General features: G+C 61.6%; 22 protein-coding genes. 15 read left to right on the top strand and 7 right to left on the bottom strand.

What is annotated here, in order from left to right:
* Positions 1 to 26 precede the first annotated feature (26 nt).
* The gene (locus tag HF027_RS02490) at positions 27 to 1,550 is read right to left on the bottom strand and encodes a leucyl aminopeptidase (protein ID WP_168012546.1); all 1,524 of its coding nucleotides are present in this window, start codon (positions 1,548 to 1,550) and stop codon (positions 27 to 29) included.
* 210 nt (positions 1,551 to 1,760) lie between these two features.
* Between HF027_RS02490 and lptF the strand changes: the two genes are divergently transcribed.
* From lptF to bfr, 5 genes are all read left to right on the top strand, one after another.
* Positions 1,761 to 2,840 carry an LPS export ABC transporter permease LptF gene (gene lptF / locus HF027_RS02485; RefSeq protein ID WP_168012545.1) on the top strand — a complete coding sequence of 360 codons (1,080 nt, stop codon included), beginning with the start codon at positions 1,761 to 1,763 and terminating at the stop codon, positions 2,838 to 2,840.
* Complete coding sequence (gene lptG, locus HF027_RS02480; protein WP_168012544.1) at positions 2,840 to 3,904, top strand: LPS export ABC transporter permease LptG; 1,065 nt, start codon at positions 2,840 to 2,842, stop codon at positions 3,902 to 3,904. Before lptF ends, lptG begins: the two co-directional genes overlap by 1 nt.
* Positions 3,905 to 4,007: 103 nt before the next feature.
* The gene (locus tag HF027_RS02475) at positions 4,008 to 4,460 is read left to right on the top strand and encodes an RDD family protein (protein ID WP_168012543.1); all 453 of its coding nucleotides are present in this window, start codon (positions 4,008 to 4,010) and stop codon (positions 4,458 to 4,460) included.
* A 237-nt stretch (positions 4,461 to 4,697) separates the two neighbouring features.
* Positions 4,698 to 4,898 carry a (2Fe-2S)-binding protein gene (locus HF027_RS02470; protein WP_136254066.1) on the top strand — a complete coding sequence of 67 codons (201 nt, stop codon included), beginning with the start codon at positions 4,698 to 4,700 and terminating at the stop codon, positions 4,896 to 4,898.
* A 250-nt stretch (positions 4,899 to 5,148) separates the two neighbouring features.
* Entirely contained in the window at positions 5,149 to 5,625 is a 477-nt protein-coding gene (gene bfr / locus HF027_RS02465; protein ID WP_168012542.1) for a bacterioferritin, read from the top strand.
* 120 nt (positions 5,626 to 5,745) lie between these two features.
* Here bfr and HF027_RS02460 read toward each other — a convergent pair whose 3' ends face one another.
* The 3 genes from HF027_RS02460 to HF027_RS02450 are packed head-to-tail and all read right to left on the bottom strand — an operon-like array spanning position 5,746 to position 7,623.
* The gene (locus tag HF027_RS02460; RefSeq protein ID WP_168012540.1) at positions 5,746 to 5,982 is read right to left on the bottom strand and encodes a DUF1653 domain-containing protein; all 237 of its coding nucleotides are present in this window, start codon (positions 5,980 to 5,982) and stop codon (positions 5,746 to 5,748) included.
* Entirely contained in the window at positions 5,969 to 6,835 is an 867-nt protein-coding gene (gene tcdA / locus HF027_RS02455; protein ID WP_168012538.1) for a tRNA cyclic N6-threonylcarbamoyladenosine(37) synthase TcdA, read from the bottom strand. Before tcdA ends, HF027_RS02460 begins: the two co-directional genes overlap by 14 nt.
* Entirely contained in the window at positions 6,832 to 7,623 is a 792-nt protein-coding gene (locus tag HF027_RS02450) for a pseudouridine synthase (protein WP_168012536.1), read from the bottom strand. The genes tcdA and HF027_RS02450 overlap by 4 nt, the downstream gene beginning before the upstream one ends.
* Positions 7,624 to 7,906: 283 nt before the next feature.
* On the opposite strand from HF027_RS02450, the gene HF027_RS02445 reads away from it, so the two are divergent.
* The 10 genes from HF027_RS02445 to HF027_RS02400 all read left to right on the top strand — a co-directional run bounded on the left by HF027_RS02445 (position 7,907) and on the right by HF027_RS02400 (position 17,108).
* Positions 7,907 to 8,152 (top strand): DUF427 domain-containing protein, encoded by a 246-nt coding sequence (locus HF027_RS02445; protein WP_168012534.1) that lies wholly within the window; start codon positions 7,907 to 7,909, stop codon positions 8,150 to 8,152.
* Positions 8,153 to 8,248: 96 nt separating this feature from the next.
* On the top strand, positions 8,249 to 9,106 hold the full coding sequence (locus tag HF027_RS02440; RefSeq protein ID WP_168012532.1) for a tyrosine-type recombinase/integrase: 858 nt from the start codon (positions 8,249 to 8,251) through the stop codon (positions 9,104 to 9,106).
* Positions 9,099 to 10,250 carry an IS91 family transposase gene (locus HF027_RS02435; protein WP_168012530.1) on the top strand — a complete coding sequence of 384 codons (1,152 nt, stop codon included), beginning with the start codon at positions 9,099 to 9,101 and terminating at the stop codon, positions 10,248 to 10,250. Before HF027_RS02440 ends, HF027_RS02435 begins: the two co-directional genes overlap by 8 nt.
* Positions 10,251 to 10,589: 339 nt before the next feature.
* The gene (locus tag HF027_RS02430) at positions 10,590 to 10,991 is read left to right on the top strand and encodes a GFA family protein (RefSeq protein ID WP_168012528.1); all 402 of its coding nucleotides are present in this window, start codon (positions 10,590 to 10,592) and stop codon (positions 10,989 to 10,991) included.
* Between the two features lie 126 nt (positions 10,992 to 11,117).
* Positions 11,118 to 11,834 (top strand): hypothetical protein, encoded by a 717-nt coding sequence (locus HF027_RS02425; RefSeq protein ID WP_168012526.1) that lies wholly within the window; start codon positions 11,118 to 11,120, stop codon positions 11,832 to 11,834.
* A 74-nt stretch (positions 11,835 to 11,908) separates the two neighbouring features.
* Positions 11,909 to 12,661, top strand: a complete 753-nt coding sequence (locus tag HF027_RS02420) for a hypothetical protein (protein ID WP_209316384.1) — start codon at positions 11,909 to 11,911, stop codon at positions 12,659 to 12,661.
* A gap of 380 nt (positions 12,662 to 13,041) precedes the next feature.
* Positions 13,042 to 13,779 (top strand): SIR2 family NAD-dependent protein deacylase, encoded by a 738-nt coding sequence (locus tag HF027_RS02415; RefSeq protein ID WP_168012524.1) that lies wholly within the window; start codon positions 13,042 to 13,044, stop codon positions 13,777 to 13,779.
* Between the two features lie 198 nt (positions 13,780 to 13,977).
* Positions 13,978 to 14,961, top strand: a complete 984-nt coding sequence (locus HF027_RS02410; protein ID WP_168012522.1) for an MBL fold metallo-hydrolase — start codon at positions 13,978 to 13,980, stop codon at positions 14,959 to 14,961.
* A 279-nt stretch (positions 14,962 to 15,240) separates the two neighbouring features.
* Entirely contained in the window at positions 15,241 to 16,284 is a 1,044-nt protein-coding gene (locus HF027_RS02405; protein ID WP_168012520.1) for a bile acid:sodium symporter family protein, read from the top strand.
* A complete protein-coding gene (locus tag HF027_RS02400; RefSeq protein ID WP_168012518.1) occupies positions 16,281 to 17,108 on the top strand; it encodes a tRNA-uridine aminocarboxypropyltransferase in 828 nt (275 codons plus the stop codon). Before HF027_RS02405 ends, HF027_RS02400 begins: the two co-directional genes overlap by 4 nt.
* A gap of 168 nt (positions 17,109 to 17,276) precedes the next feature.
* On the opposite strand, the gene HF027_RS02395 is transcribed toward HF027_RS02400, so the two are convergent.
* From HF027_RS02395 to HF027_RS02385, 3 genes are all read right to left on the bottom strand, one after another.
* The gene (locus HF027_RS02395; RefSeq protein WP_168012516.1) at positions 17,277 to 18,443 is read right to left on the bottom strand and encodes a GGDEF domain-containing protein; all 1,167 of its coding nucleotides are present in this window, start codon (positions 18,441 to 18,443) and stop codon (positions 17,277 to 17,279) included.
* A gap of 422 nt (positions 18,444 to 18,865) precedes the next feature.
* On the bottom strand, positions 18,866 to 20,095 hold the full coding sequence (locus HF027_RS02390) for a TraB/GumN family protein (RefSeq protein WP_168012514.1): 1,230 nt from the start codon (positions 20,093 to 20,095) through the stop codon (positions 18,866 to 18,868).
* 138 nt (positions 20,096 to 20,233) lie between these two features.
* A complete protein-coding gene (locus HF027_RS02385) occupies positions 20,234 to 21,682 on the bottom strand; it encodes a TrkH family potassium uptake protein (RefSeq protein WP_168012512.1) in 1,449 nt (482 codons plus the stop codon).
* Positions 21,683 to 21,722 lie beyond the last annotated feature (40 nt).

Below are 21,722 nucleotides of genomic sequence, written 5' to 3'. Positions count from 1 at the left end.
GCACGCCGCCAGGGCGATGCGAAGCCTCAGTCGTTGTCGGTGACGACCTCAGCCAGCTCGACTTCGCGATCGAGCAGATACTGGGTCAACAGACCGACCGGGCGGCCACTGGCCCCTTTGTTCTTGCCGGACTCCCAGGCGGTACCGGCGATGTCCAGGTGCGCCCAGGGGAACTTGTCCGCGAAGCGTGACAGGAAGCAGCCAGCGGTGATGGTGCCCGCCGGACGACCGCCGATGTTGGCCAGGTCGGCGAAGTTGGAATCGAGCTGCTCCTGATACTCGTCCCACAGCGGCAGATGCCAGGCGCGGTCCCAGGAGGTTTGGCCGGCGTCCAGCACATCAAGCGCCAGGTCATCGTCGTTGGACAGAAGGCCGGTGGCATGGTGGCCAAGCCCGATGATGACGGCACCGGTCAGGGTGGCGATATCGATGACGCTTGCCGGCTCGAAGCGCTCGGCGTAGGTCAGGGCGTCGCATAGCACCAGACGGCCCTCGGCGTCGGTGTTGAGCACCTCGACCGTCAGCCCCTTGAGCGTCTTGATGATGTCACCGGGCTTGGTGGCGCGGCCATCGGGCATGTTCTCGGCGGAGGCGACGATCGCCACCAGGTTGATCTTGGGCTTGATGGCAAGCGTCGACTTGACGGTGCCGAACACGCTGGCGGCACCGCCCATGTCATACTTCATCTCGTCCATGCCGGCGCCGGGCTTCAGCGAGATGCCGCCGCTATCGAAGGTGATGCCCTTGCCGATCAGCACATGGGGCGCTTCGTCCGGGTCATCTGCGCCCTGATACTTCATGACGATCAGGCGCGAAGGCTCTTCGCTACCGCGACCGACAGAGAGCAGCGAATGGGCGCCGAGGGCCTCCAGGGCTTCCTCGTCGAGAATCTCGGTGCTGAGCGCGCCCTTGGACTCTGTCGCCAGCTTCTCGGCCTGGTCGGCCAGATAGCGTGGCGTGCAGATGTTGCCCGGCAGGTTGCCAAGGGTACGGGTGTAGTTCATGCCTTCGCCGACGGCGGCGCCGATACGCACACCTTCCTTGGCCTTGTCCGCGTCGCTGCTCTCGCTGAGCTGCAGGGTTACCTGCTCGATCCGCGGCGCCGGGGCGGGGGATGACTTGAACTCGGTGAAGCGATAGATGCTGCGGACGGCAGCTTCGCTGATCATGCGCGCCTTCCAGGCGGTATCGCGGTCCGGGACCGGCACGTCGGTCAGGGCGACGCTTGCTTCACTGATCGGCAGCTCGGCGAGGGCGGCGAAGGTGGCGTCCAGCGCCTTGCGGAAGCCGCTTTCATTGCACTTGTCACGCTCACCCATGCCGACCAGCAGCAGGCGGTCGGCATTGAGGCCGGGTGCGAAGGGCACCATCTGCACGCGACCGAGGTCGGCGGTGAAGTCGCCGCGCTCAATCAGCTGGCCGATCAGGCGCTCGCTGGCATCGTTGAGCTTGGCGGCGGCCGAGAGCAGGTCACCGTCCTTGAATACCGGAAGGACGAAGCAGGCCGTTTCGGTCTTGGCCGGGTTGGCCGTCTGAACAGGGAATTCCATGGCGTCTCCACAAGACAAGCGAAGGGGGATTCTGGATAATGCCGGCACGGCCGGGTGTGCCGTGGGCGATACCCCAGTGTACGCAATGCCGTGGCGCATTGCATTGGGCGCAGCGCCTACGGCACCCAGGCACGCCGCGCGGGAAGCCGGCGCCAGCACAGGCATGTGTCGCCAGTCGATGCGGCCTGCCGGGAGACACGGGAGACCGTCTTGATCATTTTTCGTTATCTGACCCGCGAGATCCTGCAGACCATGGCCGCCGTGGCCGGCGTGCTGCTGTTGGTGATCATGGGCAGTCGTTTCATCCGCTATTTTACCAACGCTGCCGACGGCGAGATCCCCGTCAGCATCCTCGGCACCCTGATGCTCTTTCATCTGCCGGGCTTCCTTGAGCTGATTCTGCCGCTGTCTTTCTTCCTCGGCATCCTGCTGGCCTACGGTCAGCTCTACCTGAACAGCGAGATCACCGTGCTGGTGGCCTGTGGCATGAGCCCCAACCGGTTGCTGAAGATCAGCCTGCTGCCGGCCGCGCTGGTCGCGGTAATGGTTGGCGTGTGCAGCCTGTGGCTGACCCCTGCCGGCGCCGAGCACAACGAGACGCTGATCGAGGAACAGAAGAGTCGACTCGACTTCGGCGCCCTGGCGCCGGGGCGTTTCCAGGATTTCGGCAATGGCCGTACCGCCTACACCGAGTCCTTCAACGACGATCAGACGCGGATGCAGGAGGTGTTCATCAGCGAGCGTCAGCGCCGCAGCGACGGTACGCCTGGCAATGTGGTGACGCGTGCCGCCGAGGGCTATCAGACTCGCGACGAGGAGACCGGCAGTCGCTTTCTGGTGTTAAGCGATGGCCTGCGCTATAGCGTCGACCCCGGGAACCCGATCGCCGAGCGATTGGCCTTCGAGACCTATGCGGTGCGCCTCTCGACAGACAGTACCTCGCGTGCCGCTGAAGACCCTGAGCTCTCAAGCACGCGCGAGCTGCTGGCGAGCGGCACGCCCCCGGCCATGGCGCAATTGCAGTGGCGCGTATCGATGCCACTGATGGTGCTGGTGTTGACGCTGATCGCTCAGCCATTGTCAAAGGTCAACCCACGCCAGGGGCGCTTCGGTAAGCTCTTGCCGGCGATCTTTTTGCACATTGCTTATCTAAGCCTGTTGCTCACCGCCAAGGATGCCATCGCCCAGGGCAGCTTGCCGGTTAACGTCGGCATGTGGCCCATCCACCTGACGTTTCTGATTATTGGCTTGTGGTTGCTGCGTCGCTCGCGGCTGGCGGGGGTGAAATAATGGTGCTCGATCGTCTCGACCGCTATATCGCGCGCAATGTGCTGGCGGCCATTGTCGTGGTGCAGGTGGTGCTGCTGGGTCTCGACCTTGTCATCACCTATATCAATGATCTGGGCGATGTCGAAGGTAACTACGGTGCCTTCGACGTGCTGCTTTACCTGATCATGCGACTGCCCTATCGCTTCTACCAGTATGCCCCGGTGGGGGTGCTGATCGGTTCCCTGATCGGTCTTGGCAGCATGGCGACAAGCAATGAGTTGACCGTGATGCGCGCGGCTGGCCGCTCACTGGTTCGCATCTTATGGGGTGTGATGAAGCCGGTGATCCTGATCGTGGCGATTCTTCTTTTGATTGCCGAGTTCGTGAGCCCGCGTACCGAGCAGTTTGCCAATGCCTGGCGCCTCGAGCAGATGCAGGGCGAGGGGACCCTTGTTACCGAACGGGGCGGCTGGCAGCGGGAGGGCGAAAGCGTTTATCGCTTTGGCGCCATCCGCGCCGATGACACGGTGCTCGACCTGACGCGCTACCGCTTCGATGATCGCGAGCTCGTGGTGGCGATGTACGCCTCCCAGGCGGTCTGGGAAGAGGATCATTGGGTGCTCATGGACGTGGATCTCACCCGCTTCTTCGAGGATCGTACCGAGGTCGAGCATCATGATCGGCTGCAATGGCAGACTGACCTGACACCCGAGCAACTCAATCGCCTGCTGCGCGACGTCGACAGCCAGGCGCCCAGCGAGCTCTGGGCTTACGCCAACTATCTCGAGAGTCAGGGGCAGCAGGCGACCCAGCCGCTTTTGTATTTCTGGCAGAAGATGCTGTTGCCGCTGACGCTTGGCTCGCTGGTGCTGATTGCGGCGTCTTTCGTGTTCGGCCCCTTGCGCACGGTGGCCGCGGGTACGCGTGTCTTCTACGGGGTGATCACCGGTCTCTCCTTCAAGTACCTACAGGACCTGCTGGCGCCGGCATCGACGGTGTTTGGCTTCTCGCCGGTGTGGGCGGTGCTGGGGCCGACGCTGTTATGCACGGTACTGGGGCTCTACCTGTTGCGTCGCAGCGGCTAGCCGAGCGCGTGGCGGCCCTTCAATGCAGGTTCTTTTTTACATCACGGCCCGCTCTCCTCTGTTAGGCGTGCTGAGGGGCTGTGAGGCGTGCTGAGGAGTACTCATGCAGAAGCGTTTTTCCCACCTTGATCAGACCTGGCCGGCCGGCCTTGGCCGTCGCCTCGGTGCGATGATCTATGATGCCCTGATCCTGATGGCCATCTGGATGCTGCTCGGCTTCCTCGCGGTGGCGCTCAACGACGGCGAGGCCAATACCTCGCCGCTTTTCCATAGCCTACTGTTCGTCGCCACCTTCGCCTTCTTCGCCTTCTTCTGGATGCGTGGCGGCATGACACTGGGGATGCAGGCCTGGCGGCTGCGCGTCGAGACGCCGGAGGGGCTATCCCTGACCCTGCCTCAGTGCCTGATGCGCTTCATTGCAGCGGGCATATCTTATGCGCTGCTGGGCCTCGGCTATTGGTGGATTCTGATCGACGGCGAACGTCGCGGCTGGTCGGACATCGCCTCGCGCTCGCGGGTGGTTGTCGTGCCCAAGGCGGAAAAGAAGAAAGCCTAGCGGCAGGCCCATACCGTCAGATCGGTGCTCGCTCAAGCTCGTTGAGGTTTGGCGAGCGGCGGTGATGAGAAGTCGTGACGAGCAGCGGTGAAAGGGGCCCGCAGCGGGGTGGCGAGGGGCTAATACGAAAGGACTAACAAAAAGCGCATCGATCGTTACGATTGGCGACAGTATTTTGTTGCAATGCTCTATGCGAATCATTTACATTCATCACATAGCCGATAGCGAGGTGATGTGATGTACGTATGTCTTTGCAAGGGCGTATCCGATCGGATGATTCGCAATGCCGTCAGTGACGGTGCCCGTAGCTGGCGCGAAGTCCGTGAGCACACCGAATGTGCAACCCAATGTGGCAAGTGTGCCTGCATGGCCAAGGCCATCACCCACGATGCTATCGCCGAAGAAATGCTCTCGGCAGATCTGGCTTATGCTGTCTGAGGGCGGTCAGGAGGTTGGGGGAACTTCCTGATCCTGCACTCTTTTCTCACCTGGCTCACGCTCACTGCGAGGCGCAATCGCTCGCTATCGCATGACCTTCTCAGTTGGCAGCCATTCCCCTTTAACACATTGTCCTGATTCGACTTTCTGCCTTTTCTGGGCGATACTCACAACTTTGTGGGGCAGCCTGTACTGTCCCAGTGTTTGAGTGTTTGCCGCCACCGGCAAACCCCGCTTCGGGAGAGTTGTAATGAAAGGTGATGCCAAGGTCATCCAGTATCTCAATACTGTGCTCGGTAACGAGCTGGTAGCCATCAACCAGTACTACCTGCATGCCAAGATGTATCAGGACTGGGGTCTGGCGGTGCTGGGCAAGTGGGAGTACGACGAATCCATCGAGGAGATGAAGCACGCCGATACCCTGATCGAGCGCATTCTCTTCCTCGAGGGGCTGCCCAACCTGCAGGATTACGGCAAGTTGATGATCGGTGAAAACACCCGCGAAATGCTCGAGTGCGATCTCAAGCTCGAGCACAAGGCGCACACCGACCTCAAGGACGCCATCGCTCACTGTGAGCAGGTTCGCGACTACACCAGCCGCGATCTGTTCCAGAAGATCCTCGACGACGAGGAAGAGCACATCGATCACCTCGAGACCGAGCTGAGTCTGATCGACGCGGTGGGCATCCAGAACTACCTGCAAAAGCAGATGCACAAGGCGGGTTGAACCACCCTCTGACGACGAAAGGCGCCCCGCGGGGCGCCTTTCGTGTTTTAGGGGAGAGCTTAGGGGAGAACTTTGGGGATAGGTTCGGGGAGCACCTCGGGTGCGAGGTTCAGCGCCGGCTCAGTCGAACGCCTTCTCCAGGGCGAAACGGGGCACCGGCTCGCCCTGCACCTCGATGCTCTCGCAGAACATCGTAAGCGGCCTGACCCACAGGCCGTAGTCGCCGTAGAGCGCCCGGTAGACCACCAGCGCCTCCTCGGTCTCGCTGTGCTGGGCCACGCCCATTACCTCATAGCGAGCGCCCTTGTAGTGGACATAGATACCCGGCACCGGGCGCGGTGGTTCATGAGCGATCATCACGAGACTCCTCTGAGGACAGGGCGGTGGCCGTGTCATGGTTACGGGTGGCCTGGCGAGCGAGCCGCGCCATTACCCGGGCCGCGGCGGCAAAGCCAAAGGCGCCGGTAACGAAGGTGGCAGCGCCAAAGCCACTGGCGCAATCCAGGCGGGTACTCTCGCCGTCGCTTGGCTTGGTATGACAGACCTCACCGTCGGCGCCGGGATAGACCAGCTGCTCGTCGGAATACACGCACTCGACGCTGAAGCGGCGCTTGGGATTACGCGAGAAGCCGTAATCGCGGCGCAGCCGGGCGCGCACCTTGGCAAGCAACGGGTCATGCTCGGTGCGGCTCAAGTCGGCGGTGCGGATGCGGGTCGGGTCCAGTTGGCCGCCGGCGGCACCGGTGACCGTCAGGCCAATCTTGCGCCGCTTGCACCAGGCGATCAGCGCCGCCTTGGCGATCACGCTGTCGATGGCATCGACCACATGATCGGCATCGGCGGGAATGCGCTGCGCCAGGTTGGTCGGGGTCACGAAGGCCGTGTCGGCGATCACCTCGATCTCCGGTGAGATCGCCCGGCAGCGCTCGGCCAGCACCTCCACCTTGGGCCGGCCGATGGTGCCATCCAGCGCATGCAGCTGACGGTTGATGTTGGAGACACAGACATCGTCGAGATCGATCAGCGTCAGCTTGCCGATGCCGGCCCGGGCCAGGGCTTCCACCGTCCAGCTACCCACACCGCCAACGCCAACCACCACCACATGGGCATGGCGAAAGTGCGCGGCGGCGCGCTGGCCATAGAGGCGCCGGATGCCGCCGAAGCGGAAGTCGTAGTCGCCATCCAAGGAAGTGGGATCAGTGTCGGTCATGGTGTCGGTATCGCTGCGTGAGTCGTTGACGATTGGCTATCGGCCTTTTCGAAGCGGTGGCCATGTTGCGGTAAATGGGCGCCCCAGCCGAAGCGCTCGAAGAGCTGTGTCATGTCGTCTTCAAGGCCAGCGCTCACGGTCAGGCGATCACCAGTCACCGGGTGCGCAAGGTTCATTTCTACCGCCGCCAACAATAGCCGGTGTGTGTCCAGGTTCTCGCTGAAGAAGCGGTTGTGGTTGCCCTTGCCGTGTCGGGCATCGCCGATGATCGGGTAGCCGCGCCGCGACAGGTGACGACGGATCTGGTGGCGACGCCCGGTCAGCGGCCGCGCCTCCATCAGCGAATAGCGCGCGCTGGGGTAGCGATCGACCCGTACCGGCAGCTCGACGCTATCCAGGCGCTGTACCTCGGTCGCCGCCTCCATTGCCGGCATCTCGGCCTTGGGCCGGCGGCCATCTTCCTCGCGCAGCGCATAGTCGAGGCACTCGGCCTCAGGGCCAAGGCCGCGCACCACCGCCAGATAACGCTTGCTGACCCGCTGCTCGGCGAAGGCCTCGCCGAGGGTACGCGCGATCTCGGACGACAGCGCGAACACCAGCACCCCGGAGGTCGGCCGGTCCAGGCGGTGCACCGGGTAAACGTGGCGACCCAGCTGGTCGCGCAGCAGCTGCAACGCGAAGCGCGTCTCGCCGCGGGCGAGCGCCGTGCGATGCACCAAAAGCCCCGAAGGCTTGGCGATAACGACCAGGGCATCGTCCTGATACAGAATGGGAAGCGGTGTAGACATGAAACGACTGCGGCCGAAAAAGGGCGCCTATTGTCGCCGCTCGGCGCGGGGATGTCATCCGCCGGGCGGCTCCTGCGCGGGGTGTCGGCCCAGATGTTCGACGGCTCCCCTAGCGCAACAGGCAGCGCTTCATGGCCGACGCCGAGGAGCGGCCGAGTCGCGATGACGGAATCATGCCCAAGCGTTGATCCAGCGCAGGAGAAAATCATTCCTCGGTGCTAGTCTGAAGACTAGAAAACTAACAACAGCATAATGACATCGCCCATACGCAGGGATACTCCATATGGCAACGGCTTCCTCCGCGCCTCGCATCACCCTGCGCCCGTACGACCGTCGGGTGCGGGTGAGGGTCGGCGACACCCTGATCGCCGGCACCACCTCCGCCGTCGAGTGCGGCTACCCGCTACGGCAGTACCTTCCACACCACGATCTGCGGATGAACCTGCTGATTCGCCCCGAGACCGCGACTATCGACCCGAAGGGGACGTGCCAGCAAAGGCAGCATGCGCGTTTATTGGTGTTGAACTAAACCGCTTCGCGGTAGCTGTCGTCGAATCCTATCTTTCGCCTCATCGAACCACACTGTTCCTTGACCTACGTGGGTCAACGAACAGGAGTGACGACGATGACCGCCTTGCGACAGATGATGATCGAGGCCATGCGTCAGCATGGCTTCGCGCAACGTACCCACACTACCTACCTGACAGTGATCACGGACCTGGCGCGCTATTTCCACCGTTCGCCAGACACCTTGAGCACCGACGATCTGCAACGCTTCTTCAATCACCTGGTCCAGGAGCGTGGTTTGTCCGTCGCCAGCTGCCGCGTCTATCTACACGGCGTGCGGTTCCTGTACCTCCAGGTGCTGCACTGGCCGTCGGTTGAGGTATCCCCCGTGGTGCCGAAGACACCGCAACGGATTCCGGAGCTGCTGACCCGCGACGACGTTCGGCGGATCCTGGCCGCCTGCCACAATCCCAAGCATCGCATGATGCTCGACCTGTGCTACGGCTGCGGACTACGCGTCAGCGAGGTCTGTCACCTGCGGGTCAGCGATATCGATAGTCAACGTGGTCAGCTGCGTGTCGCCCAGGGCAAGGGCGCGAAGGATCGCATGGTCCTGCTATCGGCGACCCTGCTTGATCGCTTGCGCGACTACTGGCGCGCCTATCGGCCGGCGACATGGCTATTCCCTAGCGCCCTGTTTCCGGATCGCGCGCTGCATCCGAGCGCACCGCAGAAGGCCTTTACCCAAGCCAAACGCCAGGCTGGGGTCGAACGGATCGGTGGCATCCACAGCCTGCGCCATGCCTATGCCACGCATGTTCTGGAGCAGGGTATGCCCGTCCATCAGCTCCAGCGGCTGCTGGGCCACCGCAGCATCCAGTCGACGATGCGCTACCTGCACTGGCTGCCGGGCCAGCAAGGGGCGAGTCAGGGCCACATCGACCTGGTGGCCGGCCTGGAGGTGGGCCATGACTGAGACCGCCACCCTCCAACAGGCCCTGACCCGCTTTCTCAACCCGGCCGGCCTGGATCGCCAGCGCCAACGCGTGTGCCACCACCTACTCGCCTGCCGCACCGAGGCGATGGGCGGGACGGCCTTGCAGTGCTCGGACTGCGGCCACACCCAGCCACACTATTTCGGCTGTCGCGACCGCCACTGCCCGCAGTGCCAGGGCCGTGCCATGGCGCAGTGGGCCGAGCGTCAGCAGGCGAACATCCTGCCGGTGCGCTACTACCACGTCGTGTTCACTCTGCCGCACAGCCTCAACGGCTGGGTCCAGCTTCACCCCGGGGTGATCTACCGACTGCTGTTCCAGAGCGCCTGGCAGACACTACGTACCTTCGGTCGCGACCCCAAGCGTCTCGGTGGCGAGATGGGCATGAGTGCGGTGCTCCATACCTGGGGCCAGAACCTGAGTCAGCATGTGCATCTGCACTGCCTGGTCCCCGGCGGTGCGCTGGGCGACGATGGCATCTGGCGCGAGGCGCGCAGCCACTACCTGTTCCCGGTCCGGGCCCTGTCGCGCCACTTTCGTGGACACCTGGTCAGTGGACTGCGCCAGGCCGCTACTGCCGGTGAACTCCACCGGGTCACCCGGCCCGGTGACGTCGATGACCAGCTCAACGCGCTGATGGCCACCGAGTGGGTGGTCTACAGCAAGGACTGTCTCGAACACACCGACACGGTGGTGCGCTACCTGGCGCGCTACACGCGCCGGATCGCCATCAGCAATGCCCGCATCCTCGCCGTGGACGACCGCCAGGTGACCCTTTGCTACAAGGACTACCGCGACCGTGACCGGCGTAAACAGCTCATCCTCGATGGCGAGGAGTTCGTGCGCCGCTTCCTGCTCCACGTCCTGCCCAAGGGGCTGATGCGGGTCCGTCACTACGGTTTTCTGGCCAATCGCTGCCGGCGACGACGCCTAGCACAGATCCGCCAAGCTCTATCGGTTGTCGAGGTGACACCGGATGCCGAACCTGCCGTCGGCGACTCAGAGCCGACCTACATTTGCCGACACTGCGGGCAACCGACACTGCGAATGATCGGGACCCTCACGCCCCAGCGACTCAAACGTAGCTGCTCCCCCAACCACAAGGAGCAACGCTATCGAGGATGAGATAACGCCCTATCCACACACCGGACTCGGCGATCCGGCCCGCTCGCGGGTCGCGGCGGCGCTCGTTCCGATGATGGATTTTGCCCAGCAGGCGCGCTACGTTGGGGCATATTAGACCCGGAGGGACCTGGGATCATGGCCAACATCACTGCCCGAACGCGTCACAACCGCTCCTTATGTACGCGACCTGACGTCTCAGGTCGCACACCGGCCAATACAATACCCTATAGAAGCTTTGTAGCAGCTTGATGGGCGGCTTAGTCCAACAGGCATTTATACGCCATGCTCCGCACGGCGAAGAAATGCTGAACAGTTAAATGTGTAGAAGGAGATCGCCCTATGGGGCTGAAGGGAAGCTGTTTGTGTGGCGAGATAAGCTACGAAATAGACTCTGTGGATATGCCAATTGTGCACTGTCATTGTCAGACTTGTCGTAAAGCCCATGCGGCCCCGTTTGCCTCTACTGCTGGCGTGAAGCGCGAAAATTTCCGTTGGCTCAAGGGCGCGAGCTGCATTTCTACGTTCGAATCCTCGCCTGGAAAATTGCGCCATTTTTGCAAACGCTGTGGTTCTCATTTGGTAGCAGAGAGGCCGGCGCAGCCGCATGTGATTGTTCGGGTGGCCACTCTGGACGATGAGCCTGAATTGAGGCCAGAGGCTCATATTTGGGTTTCACATGATGCACCATGGCTTGAGTACGATAGGGTACGCAAGCATAGAGAATGGCGTGACGACATTTAACCAGTCAATCAAGTTCGTTCCCGGCCTGCGGCCGTCCACCGGACGCCCCTGTCGGGCCGCCGCTTATTATCGGCGTTGGGCGCCTCGAATGATCTCAACTTATGCAATGAGTTCTAAGATAAAAGAATGAAGCTACCGAATTGGTTTCTCATTATTTGGTGGGGGCTCGCCCTAGCGGGCATGCTTCTATTCCTGTCTGCCCGGTTTCCGGAATTGGAGGGTGGGAACGCAACGTTTGCGGACGTGGTCGTTTTTCTTGTATTTGTAGCTCTTTGGGTGCTTCCACTGGTCTCAGAAATTAACCTTTTTGGCGTAAAGCTAAGGAGAGAGGTGGAAGCAGTAAGAGAGGAGCTAAAGGGAGAAATTCGTGAGCTCAAGAACGTTGTCGAAGTAAGAAATAATGTCAGCGCGCAGTTCTACAACGGCCATCCACCCCCTCCATCAGACCAGGAAATCCCCGAGCTCCGTGAGCAAATACGAGAGGTGATTTCAGAGGCGCTAGGGGAAAATCAGTTTGGTCGACCTATGGATAAAAACGCCAATCTGGATGTGCCAAACGATGCGGAGTACCTATTCCAAGTAAGGTATAGCTTGGAGAAAGAGTTGCGCCGGATTTACAAAAGCAGAATCTCTGATCCCAAGGATCGATATACGTCTGTAATAGCAATGGCAAGGATGCTGGTTCGTTCCGAAGAGCTGACACCTCAGCTAGCTGGTGCTATCAAGGAAGTTTATTCGGCTTGCTCTGCTGCCATCCACGGAGAGGATGTAACTGAAAGCCAAGTGGCTTTCGTGCGTGATCTTGCCCCTGAGCTAGTTAGCGTCCTACGGGGTATACGATGAAGATCGCCCAACAAGGCGCTCCAGCCGACCGCTAAAGCGGCGGCTGAGCTTTGGCGTTATACGTAAGGAGTGCCATGTATCTGTATCAGCTGACTTACCCCGGGACATGGCTTCAGCTTGAGAGTGATGAGGTTCGGTTCGAGATAGAAGGCGCGCTGCGTGCACTTGAAGGAATTCTGACTGAAGCAGCTATCGCTCTTTCGATGTTTGAAGAGAGTCAAAGTCAAAGACCTGATCCCCGTAATGAGTGGGAAAGAGATGCTGAGATAAGGCGACAGGCCGAGGATGCAATTAGGAAAGAGGCTGGCGACGATTACTATCAAAATTTCGATGAGTATCGGCTTTTGTCGGAAAAACGAGTGAGGGATAAAAAGGCCGAACTCGGTATGTTGCCACGTTCTTACCTACATAAAATTCCGTTTATTCATGCTCACACATTTGTATACGCTGTTGATTCGTTTGGTAAATATTTAGAGGTTCTCCAGGAGTACGATGAGATTCCCGGAGAAATTGAAAAGTGCTCACATGAATTTGATCGTCTATTGCCATCGGTACGAAAAATCAGAAACTCAGCGCTTCACATAGAAGATCGTTCCCGCGGTTACGGGCCACCCCGGGATAAGAAAAAGGGTAAGAAAATGGAAGTCGAAGGGTTTTTAGGGTTGAGTAACTTGGAGGGCAATAGTCTTTGCTACACCATTGATGACGGGAGTTACCAGAGAGTCGAAATTAGCCCCGAAGTACTGGGGATTCTCGTCAGCCTGGCGAATCGAGTATTGGCTAGTTTCGAGTGGAGTGGGCCGGCACACATTGAGCCAAGTTATTGAAACGTATAACCAAGCCAGGCACGGCGACGCCTTTTTCGTTGCGGCTTCGCCTCCACTACAAAGTCGCGCATGCTGGCGGCGTTATATCCGCTCTGGCACAACGTCTGCTTCTGGCCGAACGGTCTTTCCAGCGACCCCGGCTTTTCCTCGGAGGCCGTGGTCTGGCCGTGTTCACTTCCTCGACTCTATCCCGTCTGGCCTCAATCAGGCGTTGAGCAAACCGCGCATTTCACTCAAGTGATAGCACCACTCACCTATGGGCTGGCTCTCTGGCTGCGCTGGGCTCGTAGTGATAGCGTCAGCTACGGGCAAATGATGCAAAGTAGGTCGCGGGTTGCTCAAAAGTGAGGAACCGGCGACCCAGTGACGAGAGGTAGTGAATGGAAGAACAAGGTGCGCCGCACCTGGTGGTGCTGACCGGAGCAGGTATCAGCGCGGAGAGCGGCATCCGTACCTTTCGGGCAAGCGATGGCCTATGGGAGGAGCATTCCATCGAGGCGGTGGCAACACCCGAGGGCTTCGCCCGCGACCCCGAGCGGGTGCTGCGCTTCTATGACGAGCGCCGGGAGCAGGTGCGTCGCGCCGCGCCCAACGCCGCCCACCGGGCGCTGGCCGAGCTTGAGCGCGCGGGTATCCGGGTCAGTATCATCACCCAGAACATCGATGACCTGCACGAGCGGGCCGGCTCGCGGGATGTGCTGCATCTGCATGGCGAGATACTGATGGCGCGCTCTTCGGTAGATGACGCGTTGCGTTATCCGCTGAGCAGTGGCGGCATTCGCTTGGGTGATGTCTGCGACAAGGGCAGCCAGCTACGCCCGGACGTGGTCTGGTTCGGCGAGTCGGTGCCGCGCTATGGCGATGCCTGCGATATCGTCGCCGAAGCGGACATGTTGCTGGTGGTGGGCACCTCGCTTGCGGTGATGCCGGCGGCGCTGCTGCTCGAACAGGCACCCCTGGAGGCGCAGGCGGTGTTGGTCGACCCCGAGGCTAACGACCTGGCGCCACCGGGTGTCGGGCGCATGGCCTTGTCGGCGGGGCAGGGCGTGCCGCGGCTGGTTAAGTATTGGCGAGCCACCGGCAGGCTTGAACTGCCCAATGACCTGCTATCACTCTGATCGCGTCATGGCGGTGTATTGGCTGAGTGCAGATCCGGCAGGCTCATGGGTGCTCTCACTGTCTTGTTGAAGAACGTCTTCTCGCGGGCTCTTTAAGCGTTAGCTTGTACAAAATTTATTTGTCCACTAGCTTTGTGTCCAAGTTACTCGTCAATGACTGACACACTGGAACGCCAATACGATCAACAGGAGATTGCCATGACCGCCTTGATGACGCGTGCGACCTGGCCGCTGGCCACCGCGACGGCGCTGGGCCTTGCTATCAGTGCCTCGGCGGCTGCCGCCACCGAACCGGCAGAGGGGCCCAATCCCGGCTATTACCGCATGATGCTCGGTGACTTCGAAGTCACGGCGCTGTCTGATGGCACCGTCGAGTTGCCCATGCATGAACTGCTGCACATGCCGGCCGATGAGGCCAAGGCGCTCTTCGAGGACGCTTACCTGGATGTACCCGTCGAGACCTCGGTCAACGCCTTCCTGATCAATACCGGCGATCGGCTGGTGCTGGTCGACACTGGCGCGGGCACCCTCTTCGGGCCGACGCTTGGCAAGCTGGGTGCGAGCTTGGAGGCTGCCGGCTATCGGCCCGAGCAGGTCGACGATATCTACCTGACGCATCTGCACCCTGACCATGTGGGCGGGCTGATGGATGGCGAGTCGCGGATGTTCCCCAACGCCACCCTGCACGCCGATCAGGACGACATCGACTATTGGCTCGACGCTGACCAGCTCGAGGCCGCACCGGAAGGCCAGAAGGGCTTCTTCCAGGGTGCGATGGCCTCCATGAACCCCTACATCGAGGCCGATGCCTTCGAAGCCTTTGATGATGACAGCGAACTCTCGCCGGGCATCCATGCCGAGCAAACCCACGGCCACACGCCGGGGCACAGCATCTATCGTGTAGAGAGCGACGGCGAGACTCTGGTGCTATGGGGCGACATCATGCATGCCGCTGCGGTGCAGTTCCCTCATCCCGATGTCACCATCGATTTCGATAGCGCCCCGGACGAGGCCCGTGAGCAGCGCAAGGCGCTGTTCGCCTCCATCGCCGAGGAGGGCGACTGGGTCGCGGGGGCACACTTGTCCTTCCCCGGTATCGGTCATCTGCGTGCCGAAGGTGATGCCTATGAATGGTTGCCGGTGAATTACAGCTACGATCCACAAGCGGCGTCTGGGGAGTAACAACCGCGGATAGGCCATCTGGCAGAATAAGCAGGTTGAAGGCGGCCAGATAACTCATCATCGCGCTCTTGCACGTTCGATATAGATGGCCGTCCGTTCGGCCCATGACGAAGGCGCGCCCCGAATACCGGGGCGCGCCTTCATTCGTTAGGGCGCATACGGCATGATAGGCGGCCGCCCCGATGTGAAGCACGCTGGGCGGACAACAGAGCCGTCTTAAAGGCCTAGGGTCAGGCAGCGGCCTGGCCATCTTCCAAGACACAACGCCAAGGACACTTCATGCACGTCTTCGAACGCCTCAATCGCCTCTTCCCCGTCTGGGCGATCCTCTTCGCACTCTGCGCCGCCTGGCAACCGAGCTGGTTCACCGGGCTCTCAGGCCAGATCAAGCCGCTGCTGGCGCTGATCATGTTTGCCATGGGCCTGACCCTGTCGCGCCAGGATTTTCTCGGCGTGGTACGCGCCCCCAAGCCGGTGGCCGTGGGTATCGTGTTGCAGTTCACGCTGATGCCGCTGGCGGCGCTGGCCGTCTCGACCCTGCTGGGTCTCGATCCGGCCTTGACCGTCGGCATGGTGCTGGTCGGTGCCACGGCCGGCGGTACGGCCTCCAACGTCATGGCCTGGCTGGCCGGTGGCCATGTGGCGCTGTCGGTGTCGATGACGCTTGCTTCCACTCTGGTGTCGGTGGCCGCCACGCCGCTGCTGACCTGGTTGCTGGTCGGTGAGAGCATCGCCGTGCCGGTGGCCGGGATGTTTTTGAGCATTGCGCAACTGGTCATCGCGCCGATCGCCCTGGGCGTGGTGGTGCACCACCTGCTGGGTCAGCGTGTGCGTCGCGTCGAGCCGATGTTGGCGACGCTCGCCATGGCGGCCATCGTATTGATCATCGCCATCGTGGTGGGGCTCAACGCCGACCGCCTGCTGACACTTGGGCCGCTGGTGGCGCTGGCAGTTGTGCTGCACAACGGCATCGGCCTTGCCGGCGGCTACTGGCTCGCGCGGGTGATGGGCTTCGGGGAGCGCACCGCGCGTACCGTGGCCATCGAGGTGGGAATGCAGAACTCCGGCCTCGCCGTGGCGCTGGCCAGCCAGTTCTTCTCCGCAAGCGCGGCACTGCCGGGCGCGCTGTTCTCGGTATGGCACAACGTGTCCGGTTCGCTGCTGGCGGGTTACTGGAAGCGTCGCCCCGTCGGGCAGGAAGCGCCAGCCAGTGCGCTTAGCAGAAGGATAGGGTGTCTTCCCGCGGTCGCGGGTCGGGCTCGGGCCGCGCATGCTAGAATGCGCGGCCTACCAAGCGACGATCCCGAGTCCGATTATTCATGAATGACACCAACGAGCCGGCGGGCGATTCTGCCGGCTCCTCCACCAGCCCCTCCACAGGCTCCTCGGCCAGCGGTAGTGACGCGTCCGAGGCGTCTCACGAGCCTTCTGCTGATGCGTCTCGCCCGCCGAGCAAGCCATTCAAGGCCCGGGGCAGCACCATCACGCGCTGTGAAACCTGTCGGTTGCCGGCGCTGAACTGCCTGTGTCCGTATCGGGTCGAGGTCGAGAGCCTGGCGCGTTGCTGGTTGATCACTCACCCGCTCGAGCACTTCAAGCCGACCAACACCGGGCGACTGATCGCCGACGTGCTGCCGAGCACCGAGGTCTTCACCTGGTATCGTACCGAACCGGACGAGCGGCTGCTCGCGCTGCTGGCCGACGAGCGCTTCGCGCCCTTCGTGATATTTCCCGATGACCAGCCAGACTACGCTGATCGCGTGGTCGGCATTGAAGCGGTGCATGATGCCAAGGACCCCGCGACGGGGACGGGGGCCAGGATGCCGGTGTTCATCATCCTCGATGGCACCTGGCGCCAGGCACGGCGGATTTTTCGTCGCAGCCAATACCTTGATCGCTTGCCGGTGCTGCCACTTTCCACCGAGCGCGAGACGCGCTACCGGCTGCGCAAGCCTGCCTCAAGCGCGCATCTCTGCACCGCTGAAGTGGCCGCGGAGTTACTGCGCCAGGCCGGCGACGTTGAGGCAGGAGACGTGCTCGATGATTACTTCGATGCGTTCAACGACAGCTACGGCGCCAGCCGTCGACACAGTCGTCTGCAAGCGCCGACGCCGGCCATGGAGCGTTTGCTGGCGCGGCGCGGCTAGGCCATGTCTAAAAGTGTCTGCGCTCGGCTATACGGCGTTAAAAATCAGCTCAAAATACTCATTTACTACCTGTAAACTCCGCTTTTTCGCCGATTTTTGCCTTGTCTATCCTTCGCTCGTCGACTTTTAGGACAAGGCCTAGAGCGCCTAGATGGTGCCGGTTGGCGTCTATGCCGGCTCGTCGATTTCCTGGAAGCGGCCCTTGCCGTGATACTTGGCCTGATACAAGGCCTGGTCTGCACGAGAAAGCAGGCTCTCGAGCCGTGCCCGGTCGATGCCGCGCCAATCCTCGCAATGCACCACACCGACGCTGAGCCCCAACCCTGCATAGTGCTGGCTGATATCGGCGACAGCATCGATCAGTCGCTGTGCGATACCGCGGCTCGATTCGGGGTCGATGCCGGGCAGCAGGATCACGAATTCATCGCCGCCCCAGCGTGCCACAATGTCGTGATGGCGCAGGGTCTCTTTCATCAGATCGGCAATCTGTCGAAGTAGCTCATCGCCCACCGCGTGGCCGTAGGTATCGTTGATGGCCTTGAAGCCATCAAGGTCCGAGTAGATCAGGCTTGCGGGGAATGGCCTGCGGCCACCGTCGCGTATCGTCAATACCTCCTGGAACCAGCCGCCTCGATTGAGTAATCCGGTCATGGGGTCCTGGTGTGCCAGCCGACGGTTGTGATATTCGCCGAGCAGGGCCTGCTTCGAGGTCTCATGAAGGGAGTGAACCATCTTGTGGATGGCAAGCCAGAAGAACGGCCCCTGCACCACGAAAACCCAGAACCAGGGCTCCGGCTGGAAGGGAACCGCAAGTTTCAGTGGCATATCCAGCAGCAGGATCTGGAGTACGGCATAGCGTGGGGTGCCATGGCTGAAACTCGCTGAGGCCGTGGCCAATCCGACCATGGAAGGGATAGCCAATACCTGCAGGACCGTATCGCCGCTGAGCAGACACAGGGCGGTGCCAAGACCGGTGGTGGTGCTCCATAATAGGTTGACCAGATAGATCTGGTCGGTGGGCGTTTTATCTGTCTTTAGCCGCCATTGCTTCTTGGCAGAATAGTGCAGAAGAACGCGAGACGTCGCGCATAGTAACGTCGCTAAAAACCACAGCCAGAACAGCGGCTCTGGATGCCGGTAGAGGCCGATCAGGGTCATCGCCAGGGAGGAGAGCATGCCCGACCACATGATCGATGACTGGATACTGGGGCCCGACTGCAAACGCCGCTGAATGCTTTCAGGAAGGCTGCTGTCGCAGAGCAGCCATTGCATGAAGCGCCAGCGCGGCAGAGAGTAAAGATGCTGGGGCGTGTAAAGCTGATGTCGCGTCGGCATCGCGTCTGGCCTTTAGGCAGGGCGCAACGGTCCCGTTATCGGGGGCACGACGGCCGCCCTGCGGAAAGCTGCTTTGATGGTTGTCATCACCTGACGTAGAGCCGGCAGTGTCCATGACAGTGTTTTTTTGTATATCGGCTATGTGAGGCGTTCTCTTGAGCACCATCATCGACGATGAGCCTTGATGCTCTGGTCCATAAGGAGGTGGATGCGAGACGCAAGCTTACGGCATGTAACATTTTTCTAGGCGTGCCAGTGCCTTGCCTTCATCCGCTCATGAAGGGCCGATGATCTGAAAAAGAAACTGTTTGTTACTGTGCCATAGGGCCTGGGTAGAACGATAGCGGCCAGCTCAAGGCTGGCCGCTGTGGCAGGCAGGAAGGCGTTGCCATCCTTACGCAATAGATTGAGTCAGGTGAGAGTCAGCCGATCAGCTGACCGGCGATGCGTAGCCCGGCGATCCAGGTGCCGGCGGCCGAGCCGAGTGTGGCCAGCAGGAACACCAGCAGGGTGCGGGAGACGCGGTTCTTCCACCAGCCCTTGGGCGTGGCGACGTCGTGACGCAGGGTCGAGAAGTCGCGCACCTTGGGCTTGCGCATGGCCAGCTCGACCCCGGCGGCCACGAAACCGGCGCCGATGGTGGGGTTGAGCGAGGTCAGCGGTGCGGCAAAGAAGGTGGCGATCACCGTGACCGGGTGGCCCAGCGCGATGGCGGCCCCCAGGCCGGAGAGGATGCCGTTGATCAAGAACCACTCGCCGACCAGCTGCCAGCCAAGCCCGGTATCCTTCGAGAAGCCCAGTGCGAAGCCGGCGAGCACCAGCACGGTGATCGCCCAGGGCAGTAGCTTCCAGACCTTCGAGCGTGGGGGCGTATGCTCGAGAGACTCGCGCTCGGCCCGGGGGGCGGCGGGTAGATCGCCTTCCAGGTGTTCGGCCATGCCTCTGAGATGCCCGGCGCCGATAATGACCAGCACGTTGCGGTAATGCTTGGGCGCCTGCTCCTCGAGGCTCAGCGCCATATAGCGGTCGCGCTCGCGAATCAGGGGCGTGTAGAGACGCTCGGATTGCTCGGCGAACTCGTTGAACGTGGATTCCAGCACGTCGCCTTCCTTGAGGCGCTCTATATCGGCGGAAGAGACTTCCTGGCGTGATACCACGCTGCCCAGCAGCCCTGAGAACAGCCCCAAACGCTGCCACCAGGGCACATTGGCGTAGATGCGCTTGAGCGTCACGCCGACTTCGCGGTCGATCAGCAGCAGCGGCAGCTTGGCACCCTGGGTTTCCTCAAGGGCCGCGCGCATCTCGGCGCCGGGCTCGATGCCTGACTGTTCGGCAACCCGCTGCTGGAAGGCGCCCAGGGCAAGGCTGGCGGCGACCATGCCGGCCTTGCCCTGGCGGAAAATCTGGAAAAGATCCTGATTGGCCAGGGCATCGGGTTCGATCAGGCTCTGGTGGCGCGAGGCGCACAGCTCAATGGCGACGGCGTCGAACTCGCCGGAGCGGATAAGCTCTCGAACCTCGGTGGCGCTTTCGGCGGAGACGTGGGCGGTGCCGAGCAGGGTATAGCGGGTATCGCCGCGCACGATCACCCGGCGCGGCCCCTGGCCTGTTACCTGCGGCTCGGGAATGGTGATGTCCTGGGGTTCTGTCATGGACGCTCGCTAGACGGTTAAGAGAAAAAGATTATCCACGATGCCCGCGGCCAGGCCAAACCCGCTTGGCATAATGGCGCTGCAAGCGGGGTCGGCGGGCTTTCTGGAAGGGCGCTTTTCTAAAGGGCTCGCCAGGGCTTAGCGGCGCCAGAAAGCCGGCGTGAACAGTACCAGTACGGTGAAGATTTCCAGGCGACCCAGCAGCATCGCCAGTACCAGGATCCATTTGGCCACTTCCGGCACATTGCCGTAGTGGCTGCTGGCTTCGCCGAGCGCCGGGCCCAGGTTGTTCAAGGCCGAGCCGACCGTCGACCAGGCGGTGACCTGGTCGACGCCCGTGGCCATCACCCCGACCAGCATCAAGAAGAACAGCAGCACATACACCGAGAAGAAACCCCAGACCGCCTGGGCGATGCCGTCCGGGACGCTGACCTTGCCCACCTTGACCGCGATGACCGCGTTGGGATGAATCAGGCGCATGATCTCGCGCATGCCCTGCTTGACGATCAGGATGATGCGGATCACCTTCATGCCCCCGCCGGTCGAGCCCGAACAGCCCCCCACGAACGCGGCCATGAAAAGTAGAAAGGGCAGGGCGCCGGGCCACATGGAAAAGTCCGCGACGCCAAACCCGGCGGTGGTCGCCACCGAGACCACCTGGAACACACCGTGGCGTAGCCCGCGCAGGGTATCGTAGGTATCGGTGAGCCATAGTGATAGCACCGTGACAACGGACAGCCCGAGCAGGAACAGCATCAGAAAGCGTCCTTCGGGATCCTGGAAGTAGTGCGTCAGACGCTTTTCGCGCCAGGCGATGAAATGCAGGCTGAAACTGAACGCCGAAATCAGCATGAAGCCCACGCAGATTATTTCGATGGCGGCGCTATCGAAATAGCCGATGCTGGCGTCGTAGGTGGAAAAGCCGCCAATCGCCACGGTGGAAAAACTGTGCCCCAGCGCATCGAACCAGTCCATGCCGGCGGCCATGTAGGCCAGCATACAGGCTACCGTCAGCGTGGCGTAGATGTACCACAGCGCCTTGGCAGTTTCGGTGATACGCGGCGTCAGCTTGGAATCCTTCAGCGGCCCGGGAATTTCGGTGCGGTACAGCGCCATGCCGCCTACGCCCAGGGTGGGCAGGATGGCGACCGCCAGTACCACGATCCCCATGCCGCCCAGCCACTGCAGCTGCTGGCGGTAGTAGAGGATGGATTCGGGCAGGAAGTCGATGCCGGTAATCACGGTGGCGCCGGTGGTGGTCAGCCCCGAGAAGGACTCGAATACCGCATCGGTGAGGCTCAGCGAGTCGTCGCCAAACAGCATCAGCGGCAGCGAGCCGAACAGCCCCAGCACGGTCCAGAAGAGCGCCGCGATCAAGAAGCCGTCGCGGGTACGCAACTCCTTGCGGGCATTACGATTGGGCCAGTAGAGCAGCGCACCGGTGGACACGGTGATCGCCATGGCGATCAAGAAACTGCTCCACACGCCGTCGTTGAAGATCAGCGAGATCAGGACCGGGGGTAGCAGGGTCAGGCTGAACAGCATCAGTAGCAGACCCAGAATGCGCAGAATCATGCGCAGGCTCATGGCGTGACCGTCCTTGTCATCGAAAACGTAAGGGGGATGG

Source organism: Halomonas salinarum (assembly GCF_012062845.1).
GTDB classification, from domain to species: Bacteria; Pseudomonadota; Gammaproteobacteria; order Pseudomonadales; family Halomonadaceae; genus Onishia; species Onishia salinarum.
The sequence above is the reverse complement of the archived record's forward strand: the minus strand, read 5'-3'. Positions and strand labels throughout refer to the sequence as shown.